Annotated in this window: 14 protein-coding genes; all 14 read left to right on the forward strand. The window is 67.7% G+C overall.

The annotated features are described in order from the left end of the window. Positions 1–58 precede the first annotated feature (58 nt). Positions 59–955 (forward strand): translation elongation factor Ts, encoded by an 897-nt coding sequence (tsf, locus tag AC07OZ_RS25250; RefSeq protein WP_331614127.1) that lies wholly within the window; start codon positions 59–61, stop codon positions 953–955. A gap of 107 nt (positions 956–1,062) precedes the next feature. Continuing rightward, entirely contained in the window at positions 1,063–1,773 is a 711-nt protein-coding gene (gene pyrH, locus AC07OZ_RS25255; RefSeq protein WP_297525920.1) for a UMP kinase, read from the forward strand. A gap of 50 nt (positions 1,774–1,823) precedes the next feature. Further along, entirely contained in the window at positions 1,824–2,384 is a 561-nt protein-coding gene (frr, locus tag AC07OZ_RS25260; protein ID WP_421037958.1) for a ribosome recycling factor, read from the forward strand. Positions 2,385–2,397: 13 nt separating this feature from the next. Beyond that, positions 2,398–3,129, forward strand: coding sequence for a polyprenyl diphosphate synthase (gene uppS, locus AC07OZ_RS25265; RefSeq protein ID WP_255362421.1), 732 nt, complete (start codon positions 2,398–2,400; stop codon positions 3,127–3,129). A gap of 1 nt (position 3,130) precedes the next feature. Beyond that, the gene (locus AC07OZ_RS25270; RefSeq protein ID WP_495469807.1) at positions 3,131–3,964 is read left to right on the forward strand and encodes a phosphatidate cytidylyltransferase; all 834 of its coding nucleotides are present in this window, start codon (positions 3,131–3,133) and stop codon (positions 3,962–3,964) included. A 31-nt stretch (positions 3,965–3,995) separates the two neighbouring features. Continuing rightward, positions 3,996–5,204: a 1-deoxy-D-xylulose-5-phosphate reductoisomerase gene (gene ispC / locus AC07OZ_RS25275; protein ID WP_495469808.1), complete on the forward strand. Its 1,209-nt coding sequence runs from the start codon at positions 3,996–3,998 to the stop codon at positions 5,202–5,204. 57 nt (positions 5,205–5,261) lie between these two features. Then, complete coding sequence (rseP, locus tag AC07OZ_RS25280) at positions 5,262–6,632, forward strand: RIP metalloprotease RseP (RefSeq protein ID WP_495469809.1); 1,371 nt, start codon at positions 5,262–5,264, stop codon at positions 6,630–6,632. A gap of 9 nt (positions 6,633–6,641) precedes the next feature. Continuing rightward, positions 6,642–8,945 (forward strand): outer membrane protein assembly factor BamA, encoded by a 2,304-nt coding sequence (bamA, locus tag AC07OZ_RS25285; RefSeq protein ID WP_495469810.1) that lies wholly within the window; start codon positions 6,642–6,644, stop codon positions 8,943–8,945. Then, positions 8,945–9,454, forward strand: a complete 510-nt coding sequence (locus AC07OZ_RS25290) for an OmpH/Skp family outer membrane protein (RefSeq protein WP_495469811.1) — start codon at positions 8,945–8,947, stop codon at positions 9,452–9,454. The genes bamA and AC07OZ_RS25290 overlap by 1 nt, the downstream gene beginning before the upstream one ends. A gap of 7 nt (positions 9,455–9,461) precedes the next feature. After that, complete coding sequence (gene lpxD / locus AC07OZ_RS25295) at positions 9,462–10,538, forward strand: UDP-3-O-(3-hydroxymyristoyl)glucosamine N-acyltransferase (RefSeq protein ID WP_495469812.1); 1,077 nt, start codon at positions 9,462–9,464, stop codon at positions 10,536–10,538. After that, a complete protein-coding gene (gene fabZ, locus AC07OZ_RS25300; RefSeq protein ID WP_377152692.1) occupies positions 10,535–10,990 on the forward strand; it encodes a 3-hydroxyacyl-ACP dehydratase FabZ in 456 nt (151 codons plus the stop codon). The genes lpxD and fabZ overlap by 4 nt, the downstream gene beginning before the upstream one ends. A gap of 56 nt (positions 10,991–11,046) precedes the next feature. Continuing rightward, positions 11,047–11,838 carry an acyl-ACP--UDP-N-acetylglucosamine O-acyltransferase gene (gene lpxA, locus AC07OZ_RS25305; RefSeq protein WP_495469813.1) on the forward strand — a complete coding sequence of 264 codons (792 nt, stop codon included), beginning with the start codon at positions 11,047–11,049 and terminating at the stop codon, positions 11,836–11,838. Positions 11,839–11,856: 18 nt separating this feature from the next. Beyond that, a complete protein-coding gene (lpxB, locus tag AC07OZ_RS25310) occupies positions 11,857–13,002 on the forward strand; it encodes a lipid-A-disaccharide synthase (RefSeq protein ID WP_495469814.1) in 1,146 nt (381 codons plus the stop codon). Next, positions 12,974–13,645 carry a ribonuclease HII gene (gene rnhB / locus AC07OZ_RS25315; RefSeq protein ID WP_495469815.1) on the forward strand — a complete coding sequence of 224 codons (672 nt, stop codon included), beginning with the start codon at positions 12,974–12,976 and terminating at the stop codon, positions 13,643–13,645. Before lpxB ends, rnhB begins: the two co-directional genes overlap by 29 nt. Positions 13,646–13,658: the final 13 nt, after the last annotated feature.

Raw genomic sequence — 13,658 nt, forward strand, 5'->3', positions numbered from 1 at the left:
GCAGATTCAGATTTCAGCGGCGCCGGAGCGTTCCGGGCCGCGACATACGGAGATTGAAATGGCAGCAATTACCGCAAGCATGGTCGCCGAGCTGCGCGCCCGCACCGACTCCCCGATGATGGAGTGCAAGAAGGCGCTGACCGAGGCCGACGGCGACATGACCCGCGCTGAAGAGATCCTGCGCGTCAAGCTGGGCAGCAAGGCCGGCAAGGCCGCCTCGCGCGTCACCGCCGAAGGCGTCGTCGCCGCGGCCGTGAAGGGCAACGCCGGCGCGCTGATCGAAGTCAACTGCGAAACCGACTTCGTGTCGAAGAACGACGCCTTCCTGGCGTTCGTGAACGCGCTGGCCGGCCTGATCGTCGACAGCAACCCCGCCGACATCGCCGCCCTGTCCGCCCTGCCGCTGTCGCAGGAAGGCTTCGGCCCGACGGTCGAGGACGTGCGTGCCGGCCTGATCGGCAAGATCGGCGAGAACATGACGATCCGCCGCTTCAAGCGCTATGAAGGCGCCAAGCTGGCTTCCTACCTGCACGGCACTCGCATCGGCGTGATGGTCGAGTTCGACGGTGACGAAGTCGCCGCCAAGGACGTCGCGATGCACGTCGCCGCGATGAAGCCGGCCGCGCTGTCGTCCGCCGAAGTCCCGGCCGAGCTGGTCGAGAAGGAACGCAAGATCGCCGCCGAGAAGGCCGCCGAGTCCGGCAAGCCGGCCGAGATCGTCGCCAAGATGGTCGAGGGCTCGGTGCAGAAGTTCCTGAAGGAAGTCTCGCTGCAGGACCAGGTCTTCGTGAAGGCCGCCGACGGCAAGCAGACCGTCGCGCAGATGCTGAAGGACAAGGCCACGACGGTGAAGTCGTTCACCCTGTACGTGGTGGGCGAAGGCATCGAGAAGAAGGTCGACGACTTCGCCGCCGAAGTGGCTGCCCAGGTGGCGGCTGCAAGCAAGCAGCAATAAGCGTCGCGACTCAAAAAGGGCGCCTCTGGCGCCCTTTACACTTGTGCGCTTGCGCATGGAGGCGCACGCACGACACTCCCTCCATCGGCTGTACTGACGAGGTAACAATGCCCGCCCACAAACGCATCCTGCTCAAGCTTTCCGGTGAAGCCCTGATGGGCGACGACTCCTACGGCATCAACCGCGCAACGATCGTGCGCATGGTCCAAGAGATCCAGGAAGTGACGAAGCTCGGCGTCGAGGTCGCGGTCGTCATCGGCGGCGGCAACATCTTCCGCGGCGTGGCGGGCGGCGCGGTCGGCATGGACCGCGCGACGGCCGACTACATGGGCATGCTGGCGACGGTGATGAACTCGCTGGCCCTGGCCGACACGATGCGCCAGGAGGGCATGACCGCGCGCGTCATGTCGGCGATCGCGATCGAGCAGGTCGTCGAACCCTACGTGCGTCCCAAGGCGCTGCAGTACCTGGAAGAGGGCAAGGTCGTCGTCTTCGCCGCCGGCACCGGCAACCCCTTCTTCACCACCGACACGGCCGCCGCGCTGCGCGGCGCCGAGATCGGCGCCGAGATCGTGCTGAAGGCGACCAAGGTCGACGGCGTCTACACCGCCGACCCGAAGAAGGATCCGACGGCCACGCGCTATTCGCGCATCAGCTTCGACGAGGCCATCGGCAAGAACCTGCAGGTGCTGGACGCGACCGCGTTCGCGCTGTGCCGCGACCAGAAGCTGCCCATCCGGGTGTTCTCGATCTTCAAGCCGGGCGCGCTGAAGCGCGTCGTGTTGGGTGAGGACGAGGGCACGCTGGTGCACGTCTGACCGGGTTGGCGCGTTAGAGACCACGCCGACCCCTGATCGAGGAATAGAACATGAGCATCGCCGACATCAAGAAGAACGTCGAAGCCAAGATGGCCAAGTCCGTCGAGGCGTTCAAGAACGAACTGCAGAAGATCCGCACCGGCCGCGCCCACCCGGGCCTGCTGGACCAGGTGCACGTGGACTACTACGGCTCGATGGTCCCCATCTCGCAGGTGGCCAACGTCACCCTGCTGGACGCCCGCACGGTCAGCGTGCAGCCCTGGGAAAAGGGCATGAGCCAGAAGATCGAGAAGGCCATCCGCGAATCGGACCTGGGCCTGAACCCGTCGTCGATGGGCGACCTGATCCGCGTGCCGATGCCGCCGCTGTCGGAAGAGCGCCGCCGCGACCTGGTCAAGGTCTCCAAGGGTGCCGCCGAAGATGCGAAGGTGGCCGTGCGCAACCTGCGCCGCGACGCCAACGAACAGGCGAAGAAGATGGCCAAGGACAAGGTCATCACCGAGGACGACGAGCGTCGCAGCCAGGACGAAGTCCAGAAGCTGACGGACCGCGTCGTGTCGGACATCGACAAGCTGCTCTCGGCCAAGGAAGCCGAGATCATGGCCGTCTGATCGTCGCATCCTCGTGAGCGCCGACAGCAAGGCGGGAGTGCCCCGCCATGTGGCCATCGTCATGGATGGCAACGGTCGTTGGGCGAAGAAGCGCTTCCTTCCGCGCTTCTTCGGCCACAAGCAGGGCGTCGATGCCCTGGTGCGGGTGGTCCAGGCCTGCATCGATCGCGAGATCGAGTACCTCACCGTCTTCGCCTTCTCCAGCGAGAACTGGAAGCGCCCCAGCGACGAGGTGTCCGGCCTGATGGGCCTGGTGCTGGCGGCGGTGTCGCGCTACCTGGCCCGCATGGGCGCGATGGGTGTGCGCATCCGCATCGTCGGCGACCGCGAGGCGGTGTCCGACAAGCTGCGCGCCGCCTGGGCCGAGGCCGAGGGCTCCACCGCCCACAATTCCAAGCTGACGCTGAACGTCGCGTTCAACTACGGCGGCCGCTGGGACATCGTCCAGGCCTGCCGCAAGGCGATGGAGGCAGGCGTGCCGCCTGCCGAGCTGACCGAGGCCAGGCTGTCCGAGTTCATGGCGATGAGTTATGCGCCGGACCCGGACCTCTTCATCCGCACCGGCGGCGAACTGCGCATCAGCAACTTCATGCTGTGGCAGACCGCGTACACCGAGTTCGTGTTCTCCGATTGCCTGTGGCCCGAGTTCGGCGAGGCGCAACTGGACGAGGCCATCGCCGCGTTCCGGGCGCGCGACCGCCGCTTCGGCGGGGTGAACGTTCCGGGCGTCGCCCAGGAGGCTTGAGATGCTGCTTCAGCGCGTGATCACGGCCCTGGTGTTGTTGGCGATCCTGCTGCCGGCGCTGTTCTCGTCGAATCCGACATGGTTCGCGCTGCTGACGCTGGTGATGATCGCGGCGGCGGGCTGGGAGTGGTCCCGGCTGAACGGCAAGCCAGGGGTGGCCGCGCTGGCCTTCGGCGGCGCGCTCGGGGCAGTGTGCGCGGCGACGCTGTACTTTGTCGGCTTCGACGTGCCGGCCTGGTGCTGGTGGCTGGCCGGCGGCATCTGGGTGCTCGGCGGCGTGCGCGCGCTCGCGGCCGGCGTCGCCGGATGGCCGACGCTGTCGCCGGTGCTGAGACTCGTGCTCGGCGCGGTGCTGCTGTGGGCCGCCTGGCTCGCGCTGATCGTCGCGCGCCAGCGCGGCATCAATTTCCTGCTGTCGGCGATGTGCCTGGTCTGGATGGCCGACATTGCCGCGTACTTCTCCGGCAAGGCCTTCGGCAGGCGCAAACTCGCCCCGGCGATCAGCCCGGGCAAGAGCTGGGAGGGCGCGATTGGCGGCCTCGTCGGCGTGATCGTGCTGGGCTTTGTCTGGGTCCATGTGATCGACGTGCGCGTGCCGGTGGATTCGGCCTCGCTGTACACGGTGCTGGTGAAGCGCATCGGTGTCGTGTCGCTGCTGGCGCTGGTCTTCCTGTCGGCGATGAGCGTCGTCGGCGATCTCTTCGAATCCCTGGTCAAACGCGCCGCCGGCGCCAAGGACAGCAGTCAGCTGCTGCCCGGTCACGGCGGTGTCCTGGACCGTGTCGACGCGCTGCTGCCGGTGCTGCCGCTGGCCCTGGCGCTGACTTCCCTCTGATCCTCCGGATCTCCCCGCGAGACCTCCTGCGATGACCGACCACTTCCACCGCCCGCAGCAGGTCTGCGTGCTGGGTTCCACCGGATCCATCGGGACCAGTACGCTGGACGTGATCGCGCGCCATCCGGACCGTTATCGCGTCTTCGCCCTGTCGGCGATGAGCCGCGTGGACGAACTCGCCGCGCAGTGCGTGCAGTTCCAGCCGCGCTTCGCCGTGCTGCCCGACGTGGCGCTCGCCGCCCAGCTGCGCGCGAAGCTGCGCGAGGCGGGATCCCGCACCGAGGTGCTCGACAGCATGGCTGCGCTGAGCGAGATCGCCGCGCATCCCGACGTCGACGCGGTGATGGCCGCGATCGTCGGCGCCGCCGGCCTGCCGCCGGCGATGGCCGCGGCGCGCGCGGGCAAGCGCCTGCTGCTCGCGAACAAGGAAGCCATCGTGCTCGGCGGTGCGCTGTTCATGCGTGCGGTCGCGGAGGGCGGCGCGACGCTGTTGCCGGTGGACTCGGAGCACTCGGCGATCTTCCAGTGCCTGCCCGAGGACCGCTCGACCTGGGCGCAACGCATCGATCACATCGTGCTGACCGCGTCCGGTGGACCGTTCCGCCAGCGCGATCCGGCCTCGCTCGCCGACGTCACGCCGGAGCAGGCTTGCGCCCACCCGAACTGGGTCATGGGCCGCAAGATCTCGGTCGACTCGGCGACGATGATGAACAAGGCCCTCGAGGTCATCGAGGCGCGCTGGCTCTTCGACCTGAAGCCCGAGCAGATCAAGGTGCTGATCCACCCGCAGAGCATCGTGCATTCGATGGTGGTCTGCCGCGACCACTCGGTGCTGGCCCAGCTGGGCACGCCCGACATGCGCGTGCCCATCGCCTACGCGCTGGCCTTCCCCGAACGCATCGCGACCGGCGCCGAGGTGCTGGACCTGCTGAAGACGCCCAGCCTCGCCTTCGAGGAGGCCGACGCGCGCCGCTTCCCCGGCCTGCACCTGTCGTGGCAGGCGCTGCGCGCGGCCGAAGGCAGCACCGCGGTGCTGAACGCCGCGAACGAGGAGGCGGTCGCCGCCTTCCTCGATCGCCAGCTGCGCTTCGATCACATCTGCCGTGTCAACCGCGAGGTGCTTGAATCCGTGAATCCCGAAGCCGGCGAGATCGACAGCGTCGAGGGCCTGCTGGCGCTCGACGGGCGCGCCCGCCGGCATGCGCGACAGCAGATCGCGGCGCTCGCCGCGGCGGTCTGATCCTCCGGTCGACGACCGCCGCCGCTCAGCCCCAGCCTTCGATCCAGGACGCCCGCGATGCTTTCCCAAGTCCTCTATTTCCTCGTCACGCTGGGCATCCTCATCGTGATCCACGAATGGGGCCACTACCGCGTGGCACGGGCCTGCGGCGTCAAGGTGCTGCGATTCTCGGTGGGCTTCGGCCGCGTGCTGCTGCGCCGCCGCAAGTCGCCGGACAGCACCGAGTTCACGCTCAGCGCGATCCCGCTCGGCGGTTATGTCCGCATGCTCGACGAGAGCGACGGTCCGGTGGCGCCCGACCAGCAGTCGCAGGCCTTCAACCGCAAAACGCTGTGGCAGCGCGCGGCGATCGTCGCGGCGGGCCCGGCGGCCAACCTGATCCTGGCGGTGCTGCTGTTCGCGGCCGTCGGCTGGATCGGCCGTGAAGAACCGAAAGCGCTGCTCGGTTCCCCGACGGCGGGCGGACTGGCCGAGCGCGCCGGCCTGCGCGCCGGCGACTGGGTGCAGGCCTGGTCCAACGACGGGCAGGACTGGGAAGACGTCCGTTCGATGCCGGACTTCGGCTGGCAGCTGGCGCAGGCCGTCGCGGACAGGCAGCCGCTGCTGATCAGCGTCAGCGACGCGGCGGGCCACGGTCGCCGAACAGTCCGTCTGGAGACCGACACGCTGGAGAGCCGCGACTTCGACGAGAAGACGATGAGCCGGATCGGCCTGGGCGGCGTGTTCGTCGAGCCGGTGCTGGGCCGCATGGTCGACGGTGAACCCGCGCAGGCCGCGGGGCTGCTGCCCGGCGACCGCGTGCTGCGCGTCAACGACGAGGCCGTGCCGGACGTCGCGTGGTTCATCCAGCGCGTGCGCCGCGCCATCGTCGATGGCCAGCCGGAACCGCTGCGCGTGGTCGTGCGTCGCGATGGCCAGCAGCTGGAGCGCGTGGTCACGCCGCGCGTCGAGATCAACGGCGACCAGCGCGTGGCCCGCATCGGCGCGGGCTTCGACGCCCGGCCGGCGAGCGTCATGGTGCACTACGGTCCCATCGAATCGGTCAGGCAAGGCCTGACCCGCACCTGGGAACTCAGCGCGCTGACGGTGAAGACTTTGGGGCGGATGCTGGTCGGTGAAGCTTCGGTAAAGAACCTCAGCGGACCGATCACGATCGCCAAGGCGGCGGACCAGTCGGCGAGCCTCGGACTGACCGCCTTCCTGAGCTTCCTCGCCGCCGTCAGCGTGAGCCTCGGCGTGCTGAACCTGCTGCCGCTGCCGATGCTCGATGGCGGACACCTGATGTATTATCTTTTCGAGGGTTTGAGCGGCCGCCCTGTCTCTGAGTGGTGGCACAAGCAGCTGCAACGCGCAGGCATTGCCGTCGTGCTGCTGATGATGAGCCTGGCCCTTTTCAACGATCTGACCCGCACGCTGGGTCTGCACTGAAGCTTCCGCATGCCCCGATTCCTGCCCGACGCCTTGCGCCCCCACGTGATCCAACTGGCGGTGCTGGCCACCGCGCTGCAAGCCGGTTCCGCCTGGGCCGCCGAACCGTTCGTACTCAAGGACATCCGCGTCGAGGGCCTGCAGCGGACCGACCCGGGCACGGTGTTCGCGGCGCTGCCGTTCCGCATCGGCGACACGTACAACGATGAGAAGGGCGCCGCCGCGCTGCGCGCGCTGTTCGCGACCGGCCTGTTCAAGGACGTGCGCATCAACCTCGACACGGACGCCGTCGTCATCGTGATCGAGGAACGTCCGATCATCGCCAACGTCGGCTTCGTCGGTCTGAAGGAGTTCGACACCGAAGCGCTGACCAAGTCGCTGAAGGACGTCGGCATCGGCGAAGGCAAGCCTTTCGACAAGGCCCTGGCCGACCGCGCCGAACAGGAGCTGAAGCGTCAATACCTGACCCGCTCGCTGTACGGCGCCGAGGTCACGACGACCATCACCCCGATCGAGCGCAACCGCGTCAACGTCAGCTTCTCGGTGACGGAAGGCGAGCCGGCCAAGATCGCCGAGATCCGCATCCTGGGCAACAAGGTCTTCAGCGAAGGCACGCTGACGGGGCTGCTCGAGCAGACCACGTCCGGCTGGCTGACCTGGTACACGAAGACCGACCGCTACTCGCGCGCCAAGCTGAACGCGGACCTGGAAACGATCCGCTCGTACTACCTGAACCGCGGCTACCTCGAGTTCAACGTCGAGTCGACGCAGGTCACGATCTCGCCGGACAAGCAGAGCATCAGCATCGCGATCACGATCAACGAAGGCCAGCCGTACACGGTCAACGGGATCAAGCTCGAAGGCGACTTCATGGGTCGCGACGAAGAGTTCCGCCGCCTGGTCGCGCTCAAGCCCGGCCAGCCGTACAACGGCGAGGCGGTGGCGCAGACGACGCGCAACTTCCAGGATCTCTACGGCACCTTCGGCTACGCCTTCGCGCGCGTCGAGAGCCGTCCGGAGATCGACCGCGCGACCGGCCAGGTGACGGTGACGCTGGTCGGCGAACCGCAGCGCCGCGTCTACGTGCGCCGCGTGCTGATCTCGGGCAACACCCGCACGCGGGACGAAGTCATCCGTCGCGAGTTCCGCCAGTTCGAATCGTCCTGGTACGACGGTGCCCGCATCAAGGCCTCGCGCGACCGCGTCGAGCGTCTGGGCTACTTCAAGGACGTCACGATCGACACGAACGAGGTGCCGGGATCGCCCGACCAGGTCGACGTCACGCTGACCGTGACCGAACGCCCGACCGGCAACATCCAGATCGGCGCCGGCTACTCGAGCGCGAGCAAGCTGTCGCTGTCCGGCTCGATCTCGCAGGAGAACGTGTTCGGCTCCGGCAACTACCTGGGCATCCAGGTGAACACCGCCAGCACCGGCCGCTCGCTGGGCGTCACGACGGTGGACCCGTACTTCACGGTCGACGGCGTGTCCCGCGCGATCGACGTGTTCTACCGGACCGTCAAGCCGATCAACAACCTCGGCGAGGAATACGAGTTCGCCTCGTACGGCGGCTCGGTCAAGTTCGGCGTGCCGTTCTCCGAGGACGACACCGTGTTCTTCGGCATCGGCTACGAAACGACGCGCATCACGACCCGCACCGGTCTGCCCAACAGCTACTGGCTGTTCCGTGAGCAGTTCGGCTCGTCGGCGATCGCGATCCCGCTGACGATCGGCTGGAAGAAGGACAACCGCGACTCCGTGATCACGCCGACCGCCGGCGCGATGAAGCGGGTGAACCTGGAACTGAGCCCGGTCGGCGACTCGCGCTACACGATCGCCAACCTGCAGTACCAGGAGTTCTTCCCGCTGGGCCGCAAGTTCTCGCTGATGGTCAATGGCGAGTTCGCCTACGGCAAGGGCCTGAGCGGCCGGCCGTATCCGATCTTCAAGAACTTCTACGGCGGTGGCCTGGGGTCGGTGCGGGTGTTCGAGCCCGGCACGCTGGGTCCGGTCGACGTCACCGGTTCGTACACCGGCGGCAACCGCAAGTTCAACCTGAACACCGAGTTCTACGTGCCGGTGCCGGGTTCGGGCAACGACAAGAGCTTCCGTCTGTTCGCGTTCCTGGACGCGGGCAACGTGTGGGGCCAGGACGAGAAGCTCAAGTTCGGTGATGTGCGTGCCTCGGCTGGCGCGGGTATCAGCTGGCTGTCGCCGATGGGCCCGCTGCGGCTCAGCTACGGCTCGCCGATCCGCAAGAAGCCCACGGATAGAATCGAGCGATTCCAATTCCAGATCGGGACTGCATTCTGATGAAGAGCAAGCTGTCGCAGATCGTCGCCACCGTCCTCCTGACGGGCGCGGCGACCCTGGGCGCGCAAGCCCAGGAAGTCAAGATCGGCTACGTCAACAGCGAGCGGATCCTGCGCGAAACCAATTTGGCCAAGGCCGCGGAAACCAAGCTGCAGGCGGAGTTCAGCCGTCGCGAGAAGGCGCTGGTCGACCTGGAGACCAAGCTGCGTGGCGCGGCCGAGAAGCTCGACAAGGACAGCCCGGCGCTGAGCGAGGCGGAACGCGGCCGTCGTCAGCGCGAGCTGATCGAGCAGGACCGCGACCTGCAGCGCAAGCGCCGCGAGTTCAACGAGGACGTCTCCCAGCGCAAGAACGAGGAGCTCTCCGCCGTGGTCGAGAAGGCCAACAAGGTCATCAAGCAGATCTTCGAGCAGGAGAAGTACGATCTGATCGTTCAGGACGCGATTCATGCCAGCCCCCGCGTGGACATCACGAAGAAGGTGATCGACGCGCTCAACAATCAGAAGTGACCGCGACGTGACCACGAAACAGGTCTTGGTCTCTGATCTGATCGCCGCCTTGGGCGGCGATCTTGTTGGTGCCTCCACCACGGCGATCCGCGCGATCGCGCCGCTGGAGGATGCCGGCGCGGACGCGATCTCCTTCCTCTCGAATCCGAAGTACGAAGCGCAGCTCACGACGACGCAGGCCGCCTGCGTGATCGTGTCGACCAAGCTGGCGGACGCCGCCGCGGCCCGTCAGGGCGCCGGCACGACCGCGTGCTGCATCGTGGCGCCGGATCCCTACCTCTACTTCGCACGGCTGACCCAGTGGTGGGCCGCGAACATGCGCAAGCCGCGCGCCACGCCGGCCATCCATCCGACCGCGACCGTCGCGGCGGATGCGGTGATCGGCCAAGGCGTCGAGGTCGGACCTCATGCGGTGATCGAATCCGGCGCGGTGCTGGGCGACGGCGTGCGCATCGGCGCGCACACCATCGTCGAGCAGGACGCCCGCGTCGGCGCACACACGCGGCTGGCGCCGCACGTCGTGTTCGGCCATGACTGCGTGATCGGCGAGCGCTCGATGCTGCACAGCGGCGTCGTCATCGGCGCGGACGGCTTCGGCTTCGCGCCGACCAAGCGCGCGGACGGCTCGCCCGGTGTCGAGTGGGTCAAGATCGAGCAGCTCGGCGCGGTGCGCATCGGCGACGGCGTCGAGATCGGCGCCAACACCTGCGTGGACCGCGGCGCGCTGGGCGACACGGTGATCGCCGACGGCGTCATCATCGACAATCTGGTCCAGATCGCGCACAACGTGAAGATCGGCAAGGGCACGGCGATCGCCGGCGCCACGGCCATCGCCGGCAGCGCCGAGATCGGCGCCAACTGCATCGTGGCCGGCGCGGCGCGCATCAACGGCCACATCCGCATCACGGACGGCGTGCAGATCGGCCCGACGGCCAACATCAGCAACAGCATCGACAAGCCCGGCGCCTACGCCGGCATGTGGCCCTTCGAGGACGCCGCATCGTGGCAGAAGAACGCCGCCGCCCTGCGCGGGCTCTATGAGCTGCGCCAGCGCGTGCGAGCCCTGGAAAAGAAGACGACATGACTGAGACCCGCATCGACATCCACGGCATCCTCGAGAAGCTGCCGCACCGTTACCCCATCCTGCTGGTCGACCGCGTCCTGGAAGTGGAGAAGGGCGTGCGCATCCGCGCGATCAAGAACGTCAGCATCAACGAGCCGTTCTTCAACGGTCACTTCCCGCACCGTCCGGTGATGCCGGGCGTGCTGATCCTCGAAGCGCTGGCGCAGGCCGCCACGCTGCTGGCGGTCGAGAGCTACAACTTCACGCTGGACGAGAACCACGTCGTCTACTTCGCCGGCATCGACAACGCGCGCTTCAAGCGTCCGGTCGAGCCGGGCGATCAACTGATCCTCGAGGTCACGCTGGATCGCGCGAAGGCCGGCATCTACAAGTTCGGCGCCAAGGCGCTGGTCGGCACCGACATCGTGGCCGAAGCCGGCCTGATGTGCACGATGCGCAAGCTCGACTGCTGAGTCCTCGCAGAACAATCGCTGAACACCCGCTGAACAGCCGCTGAATCCGGATGCCCATGGCCCGAATCCATCCCACCGCGATCATCGACCCGCAGGCACAGCTCGACGACACCGTCCAGGTCGGCCCGTACGCGGTGATCGGCCCCGAGGTGCGCATCGGCGCGGGGACCCGCGTCGGTCCGCACACCGTGATCGAAGGCAGGACCACGATCGGTCGCGACAACGCCATCTACCAGTTCGCGTCCATCGGCGCGATGCCGCAGGACATGAGCCACGGCGGCGAGGTGACGGAGCTCGTCATCGGCGACCGCAACACGATCCGCGAGTTCTGCACCTTCAACACCGGCACGTTCAAGGAGCAGGGCGTCACGCGCGTCGGCTCCGACAACTGGATCATGGCCTACGTGCACCTGGCGCATGACGTGGTGGTCGGCGACCACTGCGTGCTGGCCAACAACGCGACGCTGGCCGGCCACGTGCATGTCGGCGACTGGGCGACGATCGGCGGCCTGACCGGCGTCCACCAGTTCGTGCACGTCGGCGCGCACGCGATGATCGGTTTCCAGGGCCATGTGGCGCAGGACGTCGCGCCCTACATGACGGTCGACGGCAATCCGCTGGAAGTGCGCGCGGTCAACCTGACCGGCCTGCGTCGCCGCGGCTTCAGCAACGACCGCATCGGCGTGATCCGTCAGATCCACAAGCTGCTGTTCCGCGACGGCACGACGCTGGAGCAGTCCGTCGCGAACATCGAGGCGCTCAAGCAGGGCCAGGATGCCGAGTCGATCCGCGACATCCAGGCGATGCTGGACTTCCTGGCGGGCGCCAAGCGCGGCCTCGTCCGCTGACAGCCCCGGACGACCGACATGAGCGCCACGGATCCTCGACTGGGCCTGGTGGCCGGCGAGGCCTCCGGAGATCTGCTCGCCAGCCTGCTGCTGCAAGGCCTGAAGGCGCGCTGGCCTGAGCTGAGTTCGGCCGGCATCGGCGGCCCGAAGATGCAGGCGCAGGGCTTCGACGCCTGGTGGCCCAGCCACAAGCTGTCGATCTTCGGCTACTGGGACGCGATCAAGAACATCCGCGAACTGCTTTCGATCCGGCGTCAGCTCGGCGACCGCCTGATCGCCGAGCGGCCGTCGGTCTTCGTCGGCGTGGACGCGCCTGACTTCAATTTCGGCCTGGAGCAGCGTCTGCGCGAGGCCGGCATCAAGACGGTCCACTTCGTCTGCCCGTCGATCTGGGCCTGGCGCGCGGAACGCGTGCAGACGATCAAGCGAAGCGCGGACCACGTCCTGTGCCTGTTCCCGTTCGAACCCGCGATCCTGGAGAAGGCCGGCATTCCCTCGACCTACGTCGGGCACCCGCTGGCCGACCAGATCCCGTTCGAGCCGCCGCGCGAGGACGCGCGACGCGACCTGGGCTTCACGGAGGACGACACGCTCGTCGCCATCCTCCCCGGCAGCCGTCGCAGCGAGCTGGACTACATCGGCCCACCGCTGCTGGACGCGGCCCGGCGGATGCATCAGGCGCGGCCGACGCTGCGCTTCGTCATCCCGATCGCGCCGGGACTGCGTCCGATGGTCGAAGCGCTGATGGCGCAGCACGGCGAGGGCCTGCCGATGACGCTGGTCGACGGCCGCGCGCAGGAGGCGCTCGCCGCCTGCGACCTGACGCTGGTCGCCAGCGGCACCGCGACGCTGGAAGCGGCGCTCCTGAAGCGCCCGATGGTGATCGCCTACAAGCTGCACTGGTTCAACGCGTGGCGGATGAAGGGCAAGGCGCTGCTGCCGTGGGTGGGGTTGCCGAACGTGCTCGCGCGCGAGACGCTGGTGCCCGAATGCCTGCAGGACGAATGCACCGGCGAGCGCATCGCCCGCGAGGGCCTGGCCTGGCTGGACGACGCCCCGCGCCGGGAGCGGCTGCGCGAGCGTTTCCTCGAGATCCACCAACAGCTGCGCTGCAACACCGCGCAAAGGGCCGGCGATGCGATCGCGAAAATCCTCGGCGCCTGAGCTCCCGACGCAACTGGGCCTCGAATGGGTCCGCGAGGGCCTGCTGTGCGGTGTGGACGAAGCGGGCCGCGGTCCGTTGGCGGGCCCGGTGGTTGCGGCGGCGGTGATCCTCGACGACCAGAACCCGATCAAGGGGCTGAACGATTCGAAGGTGCTCAGCGAGAAGAAGCGCGAGCAGCTGTTCGACGAAATCCGCGCCAAGGCGCTGTGCTTCTGCATCGCGGAGGCCACGGTCGAGGAGATCGACCGCATCAACATCCTGCAGGCGACGATGCTGGCCATGCGCCGCGCGGTCGAGGGCCTGCGGCTCAAGCCCGCGCACGTGCAGGTCGACGGCAACCGGCTGCCGGTGCTGCGCATCCCCGCCGAGGCCATCGTCAAGGGCGATGCGCTGGTGCCGGCGATCTCCGCCGCGTCTATCCTGGCCAAGGTGCACCGCGACCGTTTCTGCCTGCAGATGCACGAGCAGCACCCGGAGTACGGCTTCGACAGCCACAAGGGCTACGGCACGAAGGAACACCTGGACGCGCTGCGGGTGCACGGCGCGACCGTCTGGCACCGGCAGAGCTTCGCGCCGGTGCGCACGCTCGACCTCAGCGGTCTGAACATGACCCATGTCGAATCCGCGCTGAGCGCGGATTGAGCGAGGAATGAGC

It is taken from the genome of Roseateles sp. GW821-FHT09G03 (assembly GCF_059416045.1).